This window comes from Ruegeria sp. AD91A, assembly GCF_003443535.1.
Classification (GTDB): Bacteria; Pseudomonadota; Alphaproteobacteria; order Rhodobacterales; family Rhodobacteraceae; genus Ruegeria.
On the sequence record NZ_CP031946.1, the window covers coordinates 655,049 to 673,688 of the forward strand.

General features: G+C 56.3%; 21 protein-coding genes. 12 read left to right on the plus strand and 9 right to left on the minus strand.

All coding sequences use genetic code 11. The features are described 5' to 3' along the window. Positions 1–135: 135 nt before the first annotated feature. Entirely contained in the window at positions 136–1,260 is a 1,125-nt protein-coding gene (locus D1823_RS03285; protein ID WP_117872670.1) for a porin, read from the plus strand. A 184-nt stretch (positions 1,261–1,444) separates the two neighbouring features. Continuing rightward, positions 1,445–2,776 carry a trigger factor gene (gene tig / locus D1823_RS03290; RefSeq protein ID WP_117868603.1) on the plus strand — a complete coding sequence of 444 codons (1,332 nt, stop codon included), beginning with the start codon at positions 1,445–1,447 and terminating at the stop codon, positions 2,774–2,776. 101 nt (positions 2,777–2,877) lie between these two features. On the opposite strand, the gene D1823_RS03295 is transcribed toward tig, so the two are convergent. The 6 genes from D1823_RS03295 to rpsF form a co-directional block, all read right to left on the minus strand. Next, entirely contained in the window at positions 2,878–3,732 is an 855-nt protein-coding gene (locus D1823_RS03295; RefSeq protein ID WP_117868604.1) for an acyl-homoserine-lactone synthase, read from the minus strand. Between the two features lie 107 nt (positions 3,733–3,839). Next, entirely contained in the window at positions 3,840–4,541 is a 702-nt protein-coding gene (locus D1823_RS03300) for an autoinducer binding domain-containing protein (protein WP_117868605.1), read from the minus strand. A gap of 236 nt (positions 4,542–4,777) precedes the next feature. Beyond that, the gene (locus D1823_RS03305) at positions 4,778–5,212 is read right to left on the minus strand and encodes a lytic transglycosylase domain-containing protein (protein ID WP_254683785.1); all 435 of its coding nucleotides are present in this window, start codon (positions 5,210–5,212) and stop codon (positions 4,778–4,780) included. Between the two features lie 204 nt (positions 5,213–5,416). Further along, complete coding sequence (gene rplI / locus D1823_RS03310; RefSeq protein WP_117868607.1) at positions 5,417–6,037, minus strand: 50S ribosomal protein L9; 621 nt, start codon at positions 6,035–6,037, stop codon at positions 5,417–5,419. A 12-nt stretch (positions 6,038–6,049) separates the two neighbouring features. Continuing rightward, positions 6,050–6,277, minus strand: a complete 228-nt coding sequence (gene rpsR, locus D1823_RS03315; RefSeq protein WP_005608650.1) for a 30S ribosomal protein S18 — start codon at positions 6,275–6,277, stop codon at positions 6,050–6,052. A 28-nt stretch (positions 6,278–6,305) separates the two neighbouring features. Then, positions 6,306–6,659, minus strand: a complete 354-nt coding sequence (rpsF, locus tag D1823_RS03320; protein ID WP_117868608.1) for a 30S ribosomal protein S6 — start codon at positions 6,657–6,659, stop codon at positions 6,306–6,308. A gap of 284 nt (positions 6,660–6,943) precedes the next feature. Here rpsF and D1823_RS03325 point away from each other — a divergent pair, with 284 nt between their 5' ends. Further along, a complete protein-coding gene (locus D1823_RS03325) occupies positions 6,944–7,462 on the plus strand; it encodes a hypothetical protein (RefSeq protein WP_117868609.1) in 519 nt (172 codons plus the stop codon). A 125-nt stretch (positions 7,463–7,587) separates the two neighbouring features. Continuing rightward, a complete protein-coding gene (locus D1823_RS03330) occupies positions 7,588–8,160 on the plus strand; it encodes a YceI family protein (RefSeq protein WP_117868610.1) in 573 nt (190 codons plus the stop codon). Positions 8,161–8,218: 58 nt separating this feature from the next. Here D1823_RS03330 and D1823_RS03335 read toward each other — a convergent pair whose 3' ends face one another. Further along, entirely contained in the window at positions 8,219–9,445 is a 1,227-nt protein-coding gene (locus D1823_RS03335) for a cytochrome b/b6 domain-containing protein (protein WP_117868611.1), read from the minus strand. A 174-nt stretch (positions 9,446–9,619) separates the two neighbouring features. Between D1823_RS03335 and fabD the strand changes: the two genes are divergently transcribed. The 7 genes from fabD (at position 9,620) to mltG (ending at position 15,929) form a co-directional block, all read left to right on the plus strand. Next, a complete protein-coding gene (gene fabD, locus D1823_RS03340) occupies positions 9,620–10,558 on the plus strand; it encodes an ACP S-malonyltransferase (RefSeq protein ID WP_117872673.1) in 939 nt (312 codons plus the stop codon). Positions 10,559–10,600: 42 nt separating this feature from the next. After that, complete coding sequence (gene fabG / locus D1823_RS03345) at positions 10,601–11,338, plus strand: 3-oxoacyl-[acyl-carrier-protein] reductase (protein WP_117868612.1); 738 nt, start codon at positions 10,601–10,603, stop codon at positions 11,336–11,338. A gap of 206 nt (positions 11,339–11,544) precedes the next feature. Further along, positions 11,545–11,778 carry an acyl carrier protein gene (locus D1823_RS03350; protein WP_008756330.1) on the plus strand — a complete coding sequence of 78 codons (234 nt, stop codon included), beginning with the start codon at positions 11,545–11,547 and terminating at the stop codon, positions 11,776–11,778. A 138-nt stretch (positions 11,779–11,916) separates the two neighbouring features. Further along, on the plus strand, positions 11,917–12,456 hold the full coding sequence (locus tag D1823_RS03355; RefSeq protein ID WP_117868613.1) for a GNAT family N-acetyltransferase: 540 nt from the start codon (positions 11,917–11,919) through the stop codon (positions 12,454–12,456). A gap of 123 nt (positions 12,457–12,579) precedes the next feature. Next, positions 12,580–13,323 carry a HisA/HisF-related TIM barrel protein gene (locus D1823_RS03360; protein WP_117868614.1) on the plus strand — a complete coding sequence of 248 codons (744 nt, stop codon included), beginning with the start codon at positions 12,580–12,582 and terminating at the stop codon, positions 13,321–13,323. Positions 13,324–13,505: 182 nt separating this feature from the next. Beyond that, entirely contained in the window at positions 13,506–14,771 is a 1,266-nt protein-coding gene (gene fabF, locus D1823_RS03365) for a beta-ketoacyl-ACP synthase II (RefSeq protein ID WP_117868615.1), read from the plus strand. Continuing rightward, positions 14,772–15,929: an endolytic transglycosylase MltG gene (gene mltG, locus D1823_RS03370; RefSeq protein WP_117868616.1), complete on the plus strand. Its 1,158-nt coding sequence runs from the start codon at positions 14,772–14,774 to the stop codon at positions 15,927–15,929. It begins immediately after the preceding gene. Positions 15,930–16,014: 85 nt separating this feature from the next. Here the strand turns inward: mltG and D1823_RS03375 are convergent, their stop codons facing one another. Together D1823_RS03375 and D1823_RS03380 are read right to left on the minus strand one after the other, a co-directional pair. Then, positions 16,015–17,280 carry a DEAD/DEAH box helicase gene (locus D1823_RS03375; RefSeq protein ID WP_117868617.1) on the minus strand — a complete coding sequence of 422 codons (1,266 nt, stop codon included), beginning with the start codon at positions 17,278–17,280 and terminating at the stop codon, positions 16,015–16,017. Between the two features lie 325 nt (positions 17,281–17,605). After that, entirely contained in the window at positions 17,606–18,142 is a 537-nt protein-coding gene (locus tag D1823_RS03380; RefSeq protein ID WP_117868618.1) for a winged helix-turn-helix transcriptional regulator, read from the minus strand. A 39-nt stretch (positions 18,143–18,181) separates the two neighbouring features. On the opposite strand from D1823_RS03380, the gene D1823_RS03385 reads away from it, so the two are divergent. Continuing rightward, positions 18,182–18,559 carry a VOC family protein gene (locus D1823_RS03385; protein ID WP_117868619.1) on the plus strand — a complete coding sequence of 126 codons (378 nt, stop codon included), beginning with the start codon at positions 18,182–18,184 and terminating at the stop codon, positions 18,557–18,559. Positions 18,560–18,640: the final 81 nt, after the last annotated feature.

The window sequence follows — 18,640 nt, forward strand, 5'->3', positions numbered from 1 at the left end:
AAATGGTCGCGTATTCGATGAGATCTGTTGCGAATTTGCAATGTTTGCGAGGGAGTGAATGCGGACCACTGGAACGCTCGCAGTTAGTAAACAATTGGACATTACCTGAACCCCGAACCTTTCATGGTGAGTGAAATGAACCTTAACATTAAACCGATATCAGTAGCCGCTGTTCTGACTGCGACGACCGCCATCCCGGCTGTGGCGGAAATGAAGTACGAAAACAATAGCGGCGGATATGTACTGCTGTATGGACAGCTGCACCCCGCCTTGATCTCGGTGGATGACGGACAGGATACCGAGACCCGAGTTCTCGACAACGATCTGTCGAACAGCCGTGTCGGCCTGCGTCTTGTGCAGCCATATGGAAGTAACGAGTTCCAATTTTGGTTTGAAACAGGCCTTGGCCTGCCGGGGTCGGCGTCGGCCGATCAATTCGGAACCAACGCAGATGGTTGGAATCGTGAAGACATTCGCCACGTGGATTTTTCGCTGAAAGGTGGCTACGGCAAGTTTTCGGCAGGTCAGGGCAGCATGGTCGCTGATGGAGCCGCAGAGGTTGATCTGTCATATGTCGGAACCGCGCTGTATTCGTTTACCAACGATGAAAATGCAGGGTTCTTCTATCGCGACACGACCGGTTTTCTGAGCGGTATTACGGTTGGCGACAGCTCAAGCAACTTTGACGGCGCGCGCCGTGGACGGGTGCGGTATGATACCCCAGCCATCAACGGGTTTTCGGCCGGTTTTGCTTATGGTCAGAACATTTTGTCCAGCAGCGATGATGACGATTATTACGACGTCGGCCTGTTCTATGAAAACACCTTTGCTGGCGGTGTGGAATTCGCGGCAGCCGTTGCCTATTCGGTGCGCGAACGCGATGACAATTCGGGCGACCGCAAAGACACCATTGGTTCGGCGTCTGTTCTGCTGCCCAGCGGTTTGGGCTTTACGGTTGCAGGCGGTACGCGCGACGATGACCAGGCCGGTGCTACGGATCCGAACTATTGGTATGGTAAGATCTCGTACGAAGGCAACTGGGTGTCCTGGGGCAAGACCGGCGTCGGCATCGACTATTATGATGGCTCGGATTTCGAGAGCAACGGCTCGGATACCAAAGCCTGGGGTATCGCGGTCGTGCAGAAGGTCGAGGCGTTCAATACGGATGTTTACCTGAAATACCGCAACCACGATTTCGATGACGGCACATCCTTTGACAACAACGAAGCATGGGTTCTGGGCGCACGCTGGAAGTTCTGATCGTCTGACTGATCCAAGCGCGAACGCCCTGGTTTCCGGGGCGTTCTTTTTTGCGGTTTTGGTGATCAAATACCACTGGATTCAGCCTTTGCCCCTTGCGCGTGGGCGGCTGGGCAAATAGAAGGCGTCAAATTTGCCCGGCGCGCCCTTTTTGCGCGCCCCGAATCCTATGGGGACTACCATAATGCAGGTTACCGAGACGCTGAACGAAGGTCTGAAACGTGGCTACAACATCGTTGTGTCCGCAGCCGAGCTGGACGAGAAGGTCAACGAAAAGCTGACTGAAGCGCAGCCGGAAATCGAAATGAAAGGTTTCCGCAAAGGTAAAGTGCCAATGGCGCTGCTGAAAAAGCAGTTTGGCCAACGCCTTTTGGGCGAGGCGATGCAGGAAACCATCGATGGCGCCATGAACAAGCATTTCGAAGACAGCGGTGACCGCCCCGCGCTGCAGCCCGAGGTCAAGATGACCAATGAGGACTGGAAAGAAGGCGATGACGTTGAAGTCGCCATGTCCTATGAGGCGCTGCCAGCGATCCCGGAAGTCGACCTTAAATCGGTGAAGCTGGAAAAACTGATCGTCAAAGCTGATGATGCGGGCGTCGAAGAAGCGCTGAACAACCTGGCCGAAACCGCTCAGGACTTCAAAGCGCGCCGCAAGGGGTCGAAGGCCAAGGACGGAGACCAGATCGTGTTCGATTTCGTCGGTAAGGTTGATGGCGAAGAATTCGAAGGTGGTTCGGCAGAAGATTACCCGTTGGTTCTGGGCTCGAACAGCTTCATCCCGGGCTTCGAAGAGCAGCTGGTTGGTGTGAAAGCCGAGGAAGTAAAAGACGTCAACGTCACGTTCCCTGAGGAATACGGTGCCGAGCATCTGGCCGGCAAAGACGCTGTTTTCACCTGCACCATCAAGGAAGTTAAAGAACCGGTTGCAGCGGAAGTGAACGACGAACTGGCTAAGAAATTTGGCGCCGAAGACCTGGAAGCCCTGAAAGGCCAGATCGCAGAACGTCTGGAAGCCGAATATGCCGGCGCGTCGCGCGCTGTGATGAAGCGTGCTCTGCTGGACGTATTGGATGAGAAAGTCTCGTTCGATCTGCCGCCGTCGCTGGTTGAAGCCGAAGCAAAGCAGATTGCGCATCAGCTGTGGCACGAAGAAAATCCTGAAGTCGAAGGCCACGACCACGATCCGATCGAGCCCACGGACGAGCACATTAAGCTGGCCGAGCGCCGCGTGCGTCTGGGCCTGTTGTTGGCTGAACTGGGCCAGAAGGCCGAGGTTGAAGTTACTGACGCCGAGATGACACAGGCGATCATGAACCAGGCGCGCCAGTACCCGGGTCAGGAACGTCAGTTCTTTGAGTTCGTGCAGCAGAACGCGCAGATGCAACAGCAACTGCGAGCGCCGATCTTTGAAGACAAGGTTGTCGATTACGTGTTGGAACTGGCTCAGGTCACTGACAAGGAAGTCAGCAAGGACGACCTGCAGAAAGCTGTTGAGGCACTGGAAGAGGAATAATCCTCTTCCTTCCCTTCATCAGGAGAAGGGACAAAAAAACGGAGCCGCCTGAAATCAGACGGCTCCGCATGGGTGGCTTTTGTATCTATGAGGTGAGGGGGTCAGGCCTCATGAGCAAAAGCACGGGGGGTTTCTAAAAGAGCGGTTCTTTGCTCTGGCGTGAAAGTATCCGTGAGCGCTTCGATCAGCTTAAGGACGTCCTGCCGTTCAGCTTCCGTTTTTGCAGCGCTCATCTGTTCCACAAAGTATTTCTCGAGGTCGGTAAGTGGTTTGTGATCCTGGTTCGCCGGGTTTTGTTCTGCGGCTTTCTTCGCGGCAAACAGATCCAACGCCTCTTCTTCGTCCATAAAGACATCGTTGTGAATGCCCGCAAACTCACGCAGGCCGGCGATGCGTTCTTCCGTGCAGTCCAGCAGAGCGGCCAAGGCATGAACTTTGCCCATTGGCACTGTTTTGCCGACATAGTCGTATGGAGCGCAGTTCGAACGCTTCAGCACCCGATCCATGACCGGATCGATCACGGTGATGATGTCCTGAATACCTGCATTCTTTGCATATTCCAAAGATCCTATCATCAACTCGCACGTTGCGTATGAGACCGAGTTCTTTTCTTTGCCACGAGTGAGACGTTGCGTGTCTACGCAGAAGCGGGTCGATTCCCACATGGTTGCGCTGCGAAGTGGTGCTTCGCCACAAAGAATCGACGAAAAGACATCCGACAACATGTGAGGTCCGGTGGTCTGGAGGGCACGCACGGCTGCGACGACATTCCCCTCGTCGTCGAGTCCGATTACATATGCCGGGTCCAGGTGATCGAACTCGTCGATTTCTTTTCCGTCTTGAATGTTAACGTCCCATCCTAGACGTCCCCCAAAAACACGTGCTCTCAACTCGAACATTTCGTCAAGAACTTCGCTGAACAAATGTCTGTTCAGGCCATCTACCACGATGATCATTTCTTCCCCCTTCGAGTGGTTGTTCGGTAACCTTGAAGTTACCGGACTCGGGGAGTTTTTCTATTGGGGGTTTCCCGTATTTTGGCGAAATTTGGCGTTTTTTTTGTTTAACTTGGGGTAATAAGCCCAATTGCAATCGCCCGGCCAACGGCCTGAGGGGTGGTCAGCGCACTAAGCTTTTCTCGGCTGGAACGCAAGTGCACTTCTACGGTTCGGTGCGAAATAGACAAAATATCGCCGATGTCCTGTTGCGATTTCCCTGCCGCGACCCACTGCAAAATCTCTGTTTCACGTCTGGAGAGCGTTGGATGATACAGCGCGCTGGTCAATTCGTCCGACGAAACGACGTTGTCATGGATGTGCACCGCCATGGACTGCAAGTCACTGATGACATGCGTGTATAGCTTGCGCCATTCCTCTTTGCTGCAGTTGCGCGTTGCGCTCAACAGGCCGATATCCCCGTAGGGACCGCGCACGGGTATTGTAACGCCTTGGTTGGGCAGTCCAAAATCATGGGCATCCCGGAATACACGTTGGAAGTCAGGGCTGCGCTCCAAGCGGCTCCAATCCACTGGCGCAATGCTGCGGCGGGCCATATGGATGGTCGGGTCGATCATGATCAGACCCTGGTTTGTGTAGTGCTCATTCCAGGCATCGTCATACGTCACAAAGCCGGCCACCGTGCCAGCAGCAGGGTTCATGCCAGCATAAGCGGCATGATCCATGTCATGCTTCTCACAGATTTGCCTTAGAAATTCGGTGTAACGAACCTCGGAATCCGGCAGTGTGCTCAGATCGACAATTTCCATGTGGTGCCTACTAGCTGCGGCCCATCTTACAGCTCGATGGTGTCGTCGAGCATGCATATAACACAGAGTGGAACCCGTTTACCTCACCGAGTCAGAACACCACACTTTCCTAAACATGACAAGGCGAGGTACTAATTGTCTGCGCATTTCAAAATATTGAGACATTCAATAGAACATTTTTGTCACTATTCGGTAAAAAGTGCTAAAATCACGCGGCTTTCTGACGCCAATCACCGTCAGTTGGCGGATTTCAGTCCAGTTTCCACCAACAACCCGCGCGCTTTGGCCTCGGGGTAAAACCCTTTGGCATAGAGAAATATGGCCCGATCCTGATTGCCATCAGACAGAAGCCAGGCGCCGCGAAGGTATTTCCCGGCAAACTCGAGGTTGGTGTCCGCGTCCAACAGGCCTTTGGCGTTTCCGGTGTATCCCATAGAGCGCGCGGTAGCCGGAAGGATCTGTAGCAGGCCGTAATAGGGGCGGTTGACGGCCCAGGGGCGATGTGTGCTTTCGCGAATAGCCAGCTTGTGAACAAGCTCTCGCGGAAGCTGGTAGTGGTCTGCCCATTTGTTGATCGACGCGCGAAGTTCCGGCGTTTCGTTTGGATAAAGCGGAGGGTTGAATAGCGGTGTTTCTGCCTTGGATACTACTCCTGCACTGCAAGCAGCCATCGGTGCTGTCAATAAGAGTGCCAAGAAATTGCGACGGGTGAACGAGGACATTTTTTCTCCGGACTTCGAGTGGCAATGATATGGCCTGAGTATTTTGCTGCAAGATTGTGGATGGAGTTGGGCTGAAATTTGCTGGTTTGGCTCGGAAACACAAAAAAGGCCGCGCTGAAGCACGGCCTTAATAGTATTCGAAGCGTCGCCGGATCAGGCTTTGGCTTCGTCTTCCTCAGCAGGGGCTGCTTCCGAAGCCAGCTCTTCGTCCTCGGACGCGGCCGAGCCGATGTCGTCAAACAGTTCAGCAATCTCGAATTCAGCGGCTGCTTCTTCTTCTGCGGCCAGTTCCTGGATCGATTTGCCCGAGGCTTGCAGTTCGGCTTCTTCTTCCGAACGCGCCACGTTCATTTTGATTTCGACTTCGACTTCGGGGTGCAGCTTGACTGCAACAGAGTGCAGGCCCAGCTCCTTGATCGGATTGATCAGGATAACCTGCTTTTTGTCGACGGTGAATCCGGCTTCGGTTGCAGCGTCTGCGGCGTCACGCGGGGTGACCGAGCCGTACAGAGCACCTGCATCTGATGCAGAGCGAATCACGACGAATTGCTGTCCGTCCAGCTTTTCAGCCAGTGCTTCAGCTTCTTTCTTGGTTTCCAGGTTGCGTGCTTCCAACTGCGCTTTCTGGGCTTCGAACGACGCGATGTTGGCGTCCGATGCGCTCAGGGCTTTGCCCTGGGGCAGCAGGAAGTTTCGGGCGTAGCCGGACTTTACGTCAACGACGTCGCCCATCTGACCCAGTTTCGCAACGCGTTCGAGAAGGATAACTTGCATGTCAATCTCTCCTTACTTCACGGCGTAGGGCAGCAGGGCGAGGAAGCGGGCGCGCTTGATAGCACGGGCCAGCTCACGCTGCTTTTTCGCCGAAACGGCGGTGATGCGGGATGGAACGATCTTGCCACGCTCAGAGATGTAGCGCTGCAGCAGACGGGTGTCTTTGTAATCGATCTTCGGCGCGTTCTCACCCGAGAACGGGCAGACCTTGCGGCGGCGGAAAAATGGTTTTGCGGCCATGGTTTAGTGTCCTTTTCTCAGGCGTTGATCAACGACGCTCGCGGCGGTCGCCACGCTCGTCACGCTTCTGCATCTGAACCGACGGGCCATCGGTGTGGCCATCGACCTTGATGGTCAGAACGCGCATGACATCGTCATGCAGACGCATCAGGCGTTCCATTTCCTGAACCGCACCCGAGGGGGAATCGGTTTTCAGAAAGGCATAGTGGCCCTTGCGGTTCTTGTTGATCTTGTAGGCCATCGTCTTGACGCCCCAATACTCGCTGTCGACAAGCTTGCCGCCGTTGTCAGCCAGAACGGTGCCGAAATGTTCGACGAGGCTTTCCGCCTGCGCGTTGGACAGATCCTGACGCGCGATCATTACATGCTCATACAGTGGCATGTGCACTCCTGTTTATATCAAGGCGCATTTCATAGGCGGGGCCATCCGGTCCTTCGCGACCCTGCCACGAGAGGCTGCGCGATTCATTTGATTGCGAAGGATGGCCCCGTATACACGTTTGAACTACAGGAGCAAGCCCTGCCACATGTGCCTTTGAGACGCCGCCCATTTTCCTTTGGGCCGCCCAATTGCTGACGCTTTTCGGCTCAAAGTTGTTTTGCATACCGGACGTTACCCGGAACGAAACTGAAATTCGACAGTAACCTGATAAAGGGTGAAGTGTTATGACCGCGACAAATACAAACACATACCGGGAAGAAGCGGCAAGCTCGCGCTTTGAGCATTCGGTGCCGGTAATGATCGCCTTTGCGCCAAACTGGAAGGCCCGTTTGATCCTGGCGCGGTTGGTAGGAGCGTTCCTGATCTTTTCGGCGTTTTCGATGTGGCTCATGCCGGGTTCGATCGTTGGCGCAGATGTCTGGCCGATCAAGATGGTGGCCTCGATGCTGTTTCTGATCGTCGGTGTCAGTTTGCTGACGATTGAAGTCCTTGATCAGCGCCCGGATGCCTATTTTGATCCGATACGTCGTGAAGTCCGTGTTCTGCAAAAGAACGAGGACGGGCGTCCGCAGACGGTGTTGCGCCGCAGCTATGAGTCGCTGGGTGGCGCACGTTTTGAAGAAAACGAAGTTCACCTGTTTGATGTGGACGGAAGCCTTTTGATGAAGCTGCCCCTTGAATCGGCGGATGTCAGCCGAGCGCTGAAGGGACAGCTGAGCAAGAGCGTAACAATTTTCGGCTGAATTTTATTCTGTTCAAAAAGGAACAGATGCTGTGACTCGAAAAAGGTTGTGTGCCGCCGATAGGCGGCACATTTTGTTTGTAAGCAACCCAGACGGTTTGCATTCACAAAAACGCGGAGATTGTTATGAAATCCACCCTTCTTGCTGCTGCACTGGCCGTGTCGGCGACCACGGCATTCGCCAGCGCCGAGAAATACGTGTTGGACTCGAGCCACAGTCAGGTTGTCTTCAGCTATGACCACTTGGGCTTTTCAACCACAACCGGCATGTTCTCGGGTTTTGAGGGCGAAATCATGTTTGATCAGGAAGATCCCGCCGCCTCCAGCGTAAGCGTATCCATGCCGGTACTGGAAATGTTCACTGGCTGGAAACCGCGTGAAGATCACTTCATGACCGAGGATTTCTTTGGTGCGGTTGAGGGCGATCTGATCACCTTTACCTCGACGGGTATCGAAGTGACGGGTGAAAACACTGCCAAGATCACCGGCGACCTCACCATGAACGGCGTGACCAAGTCCGTTGTTCTGGATGCCAAATTGAACAAGGTTGATACCCATCCAATGGCAAACAAGCCATGGGCCGGTTTCAACGCCACCACAACTCTGGTCCGTAGTGAGTTTGATTTGGGCCAGTTCGCACCGTTTGTCAGCGACGAAGTGCAGGTGCAGATCTCGGTCGAAGCGCAAAAAGCCGAATAATCGCAAGACAACGAACAATAAAACCGCCGGTGATAGGATCACCGGCGGTTTTTTTGCATTACTGTCCGCGAGACGCAGCGAGTTCTACGGTCACTGTTACGGTGAAGCCGAGCGAGTCTTCTGTGGGCTGTGATGTGCCTACGTCAAAATCCAACCGGTTCAGGTCAACCGAGCCAGCCATGGTCGCGGTGCCGTCCTGAAGGTCCAGCGAAAAGGGGAGTGTGATATCGATCGTCTTGTCACGGATTGTCAGCGGTCCGCGTGCTTCGTATCCGCTTTCGGTTCTGAAAAGGTCAGCTGTGAACTGGGCCGTCGGAAACTGGGCGTTGTCGAAGAAATCCGCCCCCATGGCCTGTTCAGTTACGGTTCCGAGGCTGAGAGATCCTATTGCAATCGTGACTTCGGCGGACCCGGCCGGGCCGGGGTCAGTGGGTTCGTCAAAAGCAATTGCGGCCGTCCAGTCGGAGAACGAGCCGGTGACAGGGCTGCCCAATTGCGAGATCGTAATGGTCAGGGTGCCGTTCTGAACCTGCCAGTCTGATTGCACCTCGGCCAGTTGGACATCGGCGTCATCATCGTCGGCCTCACGTGCAAACTCGCCAGAGACCCAGCCGCCGGTGAGGGCAAGCGCCCAAACGGCCACCGCGGCGACGGCGGGGACAAGGGAATGGTGCTGCCGTGGAGGCTCCGGTGCGTCAGACCCACCCGGCAACATCCTGCGTAACGTGCTGTCTTTGTCTATGACGTGATGCTTCAACGCTCCGGCAACATGCAGGACCAGCGCGCCGACGAGCGTCCACATGAACAGCCAATGCAGAACGCCTGTCACCTCGGCCACAATGGTTGATTTCGGTACAAAAGGCAGATTTTGGCCGAAGGGCCAGAGGATTGGAGCAAACCCTTCGGTTGCGGCGTGGTGCACCCAACCGGTGAGTGGCACAAGCACCAGTGACCCATAGAGAAGCCAGTGGACAGTTTCGGCGGCGAAAGCCTCGGGCTTGTTGTCGGCATTCAACAGGCCGGGCTTGGTTTGCGTGAAGGCCCATACTATCCGAGCCAAAGCAACGAAGAACACGGTGACGCCAACGGTTTTGTGCAATGAGAATATGCGCGCCGCGCGTGCGATTTCGGCCTCGCTTGGGGCTGTGGGGGCATGCAATACGGCGTAGGCCAGGTTGTCCGCGATCCAGCCGAGCGGCAGGGCCGTGAAGATCAGCAACGCGGTGAGCCAGTGAAACGTCTTTGCGACACTTCCGTAGCTTGAGAAGGAATTGGTCGAGGCCATGGGTGCAACGCTCCGGGATTCTGTGCTGCGCCCAAGTTAAGGTTATCGGAGGTCGGCACAAGTAAGCGCTTGTGCACAGCCAAGGTGCCAGAATGCAGAACACAGGCAGTGCTTGTGCCAGACGATCAGTCAGTTTACACCCCGCCGCAACCTGACATCATCCATGAGGTTGCAATGACACTCGCGTTCGTTTTTCCGGGGCAGGGCGCCCAGACCATCGGTATGGGCAAAGCACTGGCCGATGCCTATCCGGCGGCACAGGCCGTCTTCGATGAGGTGGACGAGGCACTGGGAGAAAAGCTGAGCAGCGTAATCTGGGAAGGCGACATCGCCGATTTGACGCTGACTCAGAATGCTCAGCCGGCTCTTATGGCAACATCCATGGCGGCGATGCGAGCGCTGGAAACCGAAGGTGTTTCGGTCAATAAGGCGACTTTTGTGGCGGGCCATTCTTTGGGCGAATACTCGGCTCTTGCAGCTGCAGGGGCTTTGTCGATCGCGGACACCGCGCGCCTGTTGCGCACCCGTGGTCAGGCGATGCAAAGTGCCGTACCCGTAGGCGAGGGTGCAATGGCGGCCATTCTTGGATTGGATCTGGAGGCGGTACGCGCCGTAGCAGAAGAAGCCGCGCAGGGAGAGGTCTGTCAGGCTGCCAATGACAACGATCCAACTCAGGTCGTTGTGTCCGGTTCCAAGGCTGCTGTCGAGCGTGCCGCCGAGATTGCCAAAGAGAAAGGCGCAAAACGTGCCGTTATGTTGCCTGTAAGTGCCCCATTTCACTGCGCGCTGATGCAGCCTGCGGCAGATGTCATGGCGGAAGCGCTTGCTGCCGTCGAAGTAAAGGTGCCCTCGGTACCTTTGGTGGCCAATGTACGCGCCCAAGCAGTCAGTGATCCGGATCTGATCCGCCAGTTGTTGGTTGAACAGGTGACGGGTTCGGTTCGCTGGCGTGAAAGCGTGCAGTTCATGGCGGCGCAAGGCGTGACTGAGACATGGGAAATCGGTGCTGGCAAAGCGCTGTCCGGCATGATCCGCAAGATCGATCGTGCCATTTCAGGCAAGGCTGTCGGCACCCCGGAAGATGTTCAAAAGGCCATTCAGGCCGAATCGTAAGCTCAAAACGCGTCGTGGCCGGCGCACCAAGAGGAAAACCGAATGTTTGATTTGAAAGGTAAGAATGCGCTGATCACTGGTGCTTCGGGCGGCATCGGAGGCGATATTGCACGCGCGTTGCATGGTGCTGGCGCAGCGGTTGGATTGTCCGGTACACGGGTCGAACCTCTGCAGGCTCTGGCAGACGAACTGGGCGAACGCGCGCATGTGTTGCCGTGCAATCTGAGCGATCCGGAAGCCGTTGAGGCGTTGCCAAAGCAAGCGATCGAAGCAATGGGATCGGTGGACATCCTTGTGAACAACGCTGGTATCACGCGCGATAACCTGTTCATGCGCATGTCCGATGAGGAATGGCAGAGCGTGATAGACGTGAACATGACCTCGACGATGAAACTGTGCAAAGGTGTGATCCGGGGCATGATGAAGTCACGCTGGGGTCGGATCGTGAATGTCTCGTCCGTGGTGGCCGTAATCGGTAATCCGGGTCAGGCGAACTATGCGGCGTCAAAAGCCGGAATGATTGGTTTTTCCAAGGCCTTGGCGCACGAAGTTGCAACCCGCGGAATTACGGTTAACGCCGTGGCGCCGGGTTTTATCACGACGGCAATGACCGAGAAGCTGACCGAGGAACAGAAAAAGGGTCTGCTGTTGAAGGTTCCGGCGGGTCGCATGGGTGATCCCGAAGAAATTGCGGCGGCGGTTCTGTATCTTGCCAGCCCAGAAGCCGGCTATGTTACTGGAAGCACCTTGCATGTGAACGGCGGTATGGCCATGTTGTGATCGCCACAGGGGCGGCGCGAAAGCGTTTGCCTCTAGCGTCGACTATGCTATAGGCGGCGCATCTATGCGGGGCCGGTTGTTCAGGTCGGCCTTCGACTTCCCGGTTCGCCGGGACCCAAACCGCCCGAAACGGGCAAATCAAAGCCAACCCGTGCGGGCAAGGGCAGAATCGGGCAGACCGCCCTGTAAAGGAATGAGGAATAGACATGAGCGACGTCGCAGATCGCGTTAAGAAGATCGTTGTTGAGCACCTGGGTGTTGAAGAAGATAAAGTCGCGGAAAACGCGTCCTTCATCGATGATCTGGGCGCAGACAGCCTGGACACCGTTGAACTGGTCATGGCCTTCGAAGAAGAGTTCGGCATCGAAATCCCCGATGATGCAGCCGAAACCATCCAGACCTTCGGCGACGCGGTCAAGTTCATCAGCGAAGCGTCCTAAGCGTTTCCTTCTGATTAAAAGCGGCGCTTCCGGGCAACGGAGGCGCCGTTTTTTTGTGCCCGCTCAAAATTCATGCTTGCGCGTTTATATTCGGATACGCACTGTTTCCATTGAGGCAAAATTCAAAGTGGACAGGGCATGATAAGATCCACTCCCATGATAAATACCGCGCGTTTGACACTGTGTGCCATGCGCCCGGAGGACTTTGACCGGTTCGCCGAGATCTGGCGGGACCCGTGCGTTGTCCAGCACATCGGCGGCTCACCCCGTTCACGTGGCGAGGCGTGGGATTCATTTTTGCGCAACGCCGGACATTGGCAGATGGCCGGGTTTGGTCAATGGGGTGTGCTTCAGCAGTCGAATCGAAAGCTGATTGGACAGGCCGGTTTCTTTTACGGAAACCGTCGGATGGGAGAGGATTTCGACGGCTTTCCCGAGGCAGGCTGGGTTCTGGCCCCTGAGGTACAGGGGCAGGGCTTGGGATATGAGGCGGCGAAGGCTGCTCATGACTGGTTTGACCGGGTGATTCCCGGGCCTTTGGTCGCGATGGTGAACGCGTCGAATTCCTCGTCGCAGAAGCTTGCCAAAAAGCTGGGCTATGTATTGATGCGTGAAGGGGTGTATAATGAAACCCCGGTGCACTTGTTAAGGCGCAACGGCCCACCTGCGTTCGCGTAAATCCGCCACTTCAACAGTATGCCGCAAAATGGCCAAACTGTGCCGATCCCGGTAATATTGGGAGGGCGTTCCAAGTGTATGCTGCCGAGGATTTTCAGAGCGATTGAGCGGAGGACCGAGCTCATGAGGATATACCCCACTATGGAACTGCAGAACGGCCGGTGTGTCACGTTGGACAAAGGTCGTTTGGACAACTCTATGATTTGGCATGTAAACCCGGTTGAGACAGCGCGAAGCTGGGCCGAGGCGGGTGCCGAATGGATGCACCTGACCGATTTCGACGCGATTGAGGGCAAAGATACCAACGTCGAATTGATTGAAGAGATTATCCGAGCGGCCGAAATTCCGGTTCAGTTGGCGGGTGGTATGCGGACACGTGAACAGGTGGAACGCTGGATCGACAAAGGGGTCGGTCGTGTCGTGATCGGCACGCTGGCAGCGCGCGAGCCGAATCTGGTCAAGGAACTGGCCAAGCTTTACCCGGATCAAATCGTGCTATCGGTTGATGTCTGGCAAGGTTTTGTGATGACGGATGGCTGGCGCAGCCAAAGCGCATTCACGCCCGAAGCGTTTATCGACGCGTTCGAAGATGCGCCGTTTGCCGCCATCGTAGTGACGGATATCGACAGCGACATGGATGACGTCGAGGCTCAGCTTGGTTTGATCTCGGGGCTTGCCGGACATTCGCGCACTCCGGTGATCGCAAGCGGGGTTGTGCGCACTGCAGACGATATCTCGCGGCTGGCGTATATTCCCAATATCTCGGGTGCGATCGTAGGGCGTGCATTGTTTCACAAGACACTTGACCTGACGGATGCTCTGGAAATGGCAAAATCGGCACATGAGCCGGTGGCACAGTTCCAATAAACCGCTCCGCCCTTTCAGCAGGACGCGTGAAAGGGCGGGCACCTCTTCCAATCGTTGAAAACAGTATAGTTTCGGGTGATAGGCGGCGGGAAGCCTCCTTGAAGTCGCCGTTGCTCTTGCCCCCGCACCCCGGGCCGGGGTAAGAGCGGTTCTCATAACAGGAAGCAGGCAAGAGGCACTTCATGCGCAGAGTCGTTGTTACCGGTCTTGGATTGGTCACTCCTTTGGCCAGCGGGGTCGAGGAAACCTGGTCGCGGCTGTTGGACGGAGAGTCCGGCGCTGGTCCTATCACGCATTTTGATGCGGAAGGCAGTGGCGTCACCACGACCTACGCCTGTGAGGTGCCGCGCGGGGATGGTACCAACGGAACGTTCAATCCTGATGACTGGATGCCGCCGAAAGAGCAGCGCAAAATTGAAGACTTCATCCTGTATTCCATCGCGGCCGCAGAAATGGCCTGCAAGGATGCGAACTGGTTGCCCGAAGATGAAGAGGACCGCCTGCGAACAGGTGTTCTGATCGGTTCAGGCATCGGTGGTTTGGGCTCGATCGCCAACACCGCCAATCTGATCCGTGACAAGGGCCCGCGCCGGGTGTCGCCGTTCTTTATTCCAGGTGCTCTGATCAACCTGGCGTCAGGTCAGGTGTCGATCCGTCATGGCTTCAAGGGACCCAACCATTCGGTCGTGACGGCGTGTTCCACCGGTGCCCACGCTATCGGCGACGCCAGCCGTATCATCCGTGCAGGTGACGCAGACGTTATGGTCGCAGGTGGCGGCGAAGGCTGCATCTGCGAGATCGGCATCGCCGGGTTCAACGCTTGCAAGGCGTTGTCGACCAAATATGCCGATAACCCCAAGGCGGCCAGCCGCCCTTATGACGTGGACCGTGACGGGTTCGTCATGGGCGAAGGTGCAGGCATCGTCATTCTGGAAGACTATGAGCACGCCAAGGCCCGCGGTGCGAAGATTTACGCTGAGGTGCTGGGCTATGGTATGTCGGGTGACGCTTATCACATCACCGCGCCTTCAGAAGATGGCGACGGGGCTGAACGCTCGATGCGGGCGGCGCTGCGCAGTGCGGGGCTGGAGCCAAAAGATCTGGACTATATCAACGCGCATGGCACCTCGACCATGGCAGATACGATCGAGCTGGGCGCGGTTGAGCGTTTGCTGGGGGATCATGCCGGGAATGCGACCATGAGCTCGACCAAGTCGGCAACCGGTCACTTGCTGGGTGCTGCGGGCGCGATCGAGGCGATCTTCTCGATTTTGGCGATCCGTGATCAGGTAGCCCCGCCGACAATCAATCTGGACAATCCAGCAGTGGAGACCCCGATCGATTTGGCTCCGAACGCAAAACGTGAGCGTGAGATCAATGTGGCCCTGTCGAACTCGTTCGGGTTTGGCGGCACCAATGCCAGCGTGATCTTCGGAAAGGCCAGCTAAATGTGGCGGGCCATTGCTTCGAACGCGCTGACCATTCTGGTGGTCGGCCTGTTCATGATGGGCGGGCTAATCCTTTGGGGGCAGAGCCAGTACAAGGCCGAGGGCCCGCTTGAAACCGCAATCTGCCTTCAGGTCAGAAGCGGATCGAACATGACGCGTGTCAGTCAGCAGCTGGAAGAGCAGGGCGCCATCAGCAGTGCCACGATCTTTCGGATGGCGGCTGACTACACGGATCGGGCGCAGCAGTTGAAAGCCGGTAGCTTTCTGGTACGGGAAGGTGCGTCGATGGAGCAGATCATCGACGAGATCACCAGCAGCGGTGCCAGCACCTGTGGGTCTGAGATTGAGTATCGTATCGGTGTGACGCGCGCTCAGACCCGTGTTCGCGAGTTGAACCCTGCGACCTTGGATTTCGTCGAAATCGCGTCGTTTGATCCGTCGGGAGAAGAGGTGCCTGAGGCCTATAACGAGAAACGCAATGAGGCGGACACGCGTTACCGCGTATCACTGGCCGAAGGTGTGACCTCGTGGCAGGTGGTCGAGGCGTTGAAGGCATTTGACGCTTTGACAGGTGAGGTGAGCGAAATACCTGCTGAGGGTATGCTGGCGCCTGACAGTTACGATGTTGTGGCTGGTCAGGACCGTAACGTCATTCTGCAGGCGATGCAGGACAAGCAACAATTGCGGATCAACGCCGTTTGGGAAAGCCGCCAGGACGGGTTGCCGCTGGAAAGCCCCGAAGAAATGCTGATCCTTGCGTCGATCATCGAAAAGGAAACCGGAGTTCCGGAAGAGCGCGGGAAAGTGGCCAGCGTTTTTGTGAACCGGCTGAAACAGGGGATGCGGCTGCAGACGGACCCGACCGTCATCTATGGCGTTACCAAGGGGCAAGGCACGTTGGGCCGCGGGCTGCGTCGCAGCGAGCTGAACAGGCCAACGCCATGGAACACCTACCAGATCGACGGCTTGCCGCCGACGCCGATTGCCAATCCGGGCTTGGCCAGCCTTGAAGCTGCTGTTGCGCCGGATGACACGGACTTCGTGTTCTTCGTTGCCGATGGTACGGGCGGCCATGCGTTTGCCGAGACTTTGCAGGAACACAATCGCAATGTCGCCAAATGGCGCGAGATTGAAGCAGAGCGGAATTCGGGGAATTAACCGGAACGAAATCTGGTTTCGTTCTTAGTGTTACGCCAACGCCGGCTTGTGACCCGGCGTTGGCCTTTTATTGTGCAGGCCGACCTTACGCCGCAGGGCGTTTGCCGCGTGGGCGACGCCGTTTGTTTGCTGCGGGTTTTCCTTCCCCGTTGGCGGGTTTGGGTTTGAACCCCCGGCGGCGGTTGCTCGGGCGGCGCGCCGGTTTTTCAGGTTGCACAGCTTCTGGCATCGAGCCACTGGCAACTGGGATCTCGATCTTCATCAGCTTTTGGATCTGACGCAGCAGATCAACTTCTTCCGGGGAGCAGAAGGCGATGGCTTCGCCCTCGCGCCCAGCTCGGGCGGTGCGCCCGATACGGTGGACGTAGTTGTCAGGCACCTCGGGCAGGTCAAAGTTGATCACGTAGGCGACGCCCGGGATGTCGATGCCTCGGGCCGCAACGTCGGTGGCCACCAGAATGTTGATTTCACCCGCGCGGAACGCCTTGATCGCGCGATCGCGCTGACCCTGGCTTTTGTTGCCGTGGATGGATGCGGCGTTATAGCCGTCAGCTACAAGGCCCTTCATCAGCCGTTCTGCACCATGTTTGGTGCGGGTAAAGACCAGTGTCAGGGCATCCACATCTTTCGACAGGATTTCACGCAGCTTGATTGGTTTTCCGGGTTTGGAAACGAAGTGCAAAGACTGCGTAATCTTGTCCGCCGCTTTGCCCGGAGGCGAGACCTGCACCCGCTGCGGGTTGGTCAGGTAGGCGCGGCTGAGTTCTTCCATCTGCTTCGGCATGGTGGCCGAAAACAGCATGGTTTGGCGTGGAGTGCCCAGTGCCGGCGCGATTTTGCGCAGTGCATGGATAAAGCCAAGGTCGAGCATCTGGTCAGCTTCGTCCAGCACCAGATGGCGTACCGCTCCGAGATTTACTGCACCACGTTCCATCAAGTCTATCAGGCGACCCGGTGTGGCGACCAGAATATCAGTGCCACGAGAGAGGATCATTATCTGTTTATTGATCGACTGGCCGCCTACAACGGTGGCCACGCGCAGCTTGGTGCCCTTCGTCAGGGTACGGAGGCTGTCGGCGATCTGGTTCACGAGTTCGCGGGTGGGCGCCAGGATCAGCGCCTTGGAGGTTTTCGGATCTGGCTTACCAGACTGGGCCAGAAGGTGATCGATCAGAGGCAGGCCAAAAGCCAGTGTCTTGCCGGTGCCGGTTTGAGCCAGTCCCAGAATGTCGTGACCATTCAGAGCAAGCGGAATCGCCTGGTTCTGGATCGGTGTGGGTTGAGTGAAATTGGCGCGTTTAAGTGCCTCGTTCAGTGCCGGGGCAAGGCCCAGCATATCAAAGTCGAACAAATAACTATCCTTTACAGCCCGAGGCGTTGGCCCGCGGACAGGTCATGAAGGGTCGCTCGTGGGCGACCGGCAGGGGTTGTGCGAGACCTCGGAACGAGCAGGTGCATCCTGCGCCATCCGGCCGTCGCGTCAAGAACCCTGCGTGATGGGGAACTGGAATGATAAACTGGCGCTGTGGGGCGGACCAGGTCCGCTCGGGCTCACGCTTCAGCGCAGTGATGGTAGGCACATGAGGGTTCGGTGGTGGAATGTCAAGCGCGGTTAAAAATTCGGGTGATCTTCCGGGTTGAAAAAGGCACTGTTCAAGGCGGCAGGCAGTAGGTGATCACAGTGGCAAGCCAACTGCTCTGCTGATCTCTTTTCCAGCATTCACGGCCTGATAGGTTGGAAATGGCATCCTCTCGGCAGTGTCAATGTTGCGCTGGATCCAGTTTCGTTCTTCCAGCTGGTGAAGGGATGAGGACAGCGCCCGATCTGTAATGATCGTGAGGCCCGATTTGATTGCCGAGAAACGATGAGGGGTGCCTGCCAGCGCCAGAACTGGCACAGTCCATGTTTTTCGTAGAAGTCTGGTTTCATCCTCAGTTCGGGCGGTTGTAATTATCTTGCTGGCGACTGACGCGGCTTCGATTCCGGTTGGAGTCAGTCGAAATTCTGAACGTAGAGGATGCCCGTGACCGGGATTTCTTTCGATCATTCCTAGTTCAATAAGATGAGCAAGGCTGGTTGCAAAGGCCGTTCGGCTTGCGTTGGTTGCGGCCAAAAGCGGGGCTTGTCGGCCCGGAACTTTGGCGTGCAGCAGGGCAAGAATGTTCAGTGACCAAGCCCGAGATGTCAGCTTGACAAGTGTATTGATGTCCATAAAGTATAGTAGCTATATTTTTGAAAAAAAGGAAGCCTTATGCCTCTCGTTTCATTGAAAAACACTATAACACTTGCGATGTCCGTGCAGGATCGACATGCCAGCGCAGATTGGTATGCCGTCAATCTCGGGTTTGAGCTTATCCACCACATTGATGAAGCGGGATGGAGCGAAATGCGGACGAATGTCGACGGAGTCACTTTGGGGCTGGGCGAACAGGCCGAAGCCTCTCCGGGGAATTGCGTGCCTGTCTTCGAAGTCGCGGATATCGTGGATGCGCGCAGAAAGTTGGAGGCGGCTGGAGTGGAATTTGACGGTGAAACGGAAACGATTGAGGGGATGGTCAGCACGGCCACGTTCTATGATCCGGACAGGAATGCGCTGATGTTGGCGCAGGATTTGACAGGCCAGGGCTGAGAGCATCTGGTAAAGGAATACTCAACACAGCGGTCGCCCTGCGTTGCGCTAGTGTTGCGTAACTTATTGACATTAAGTACG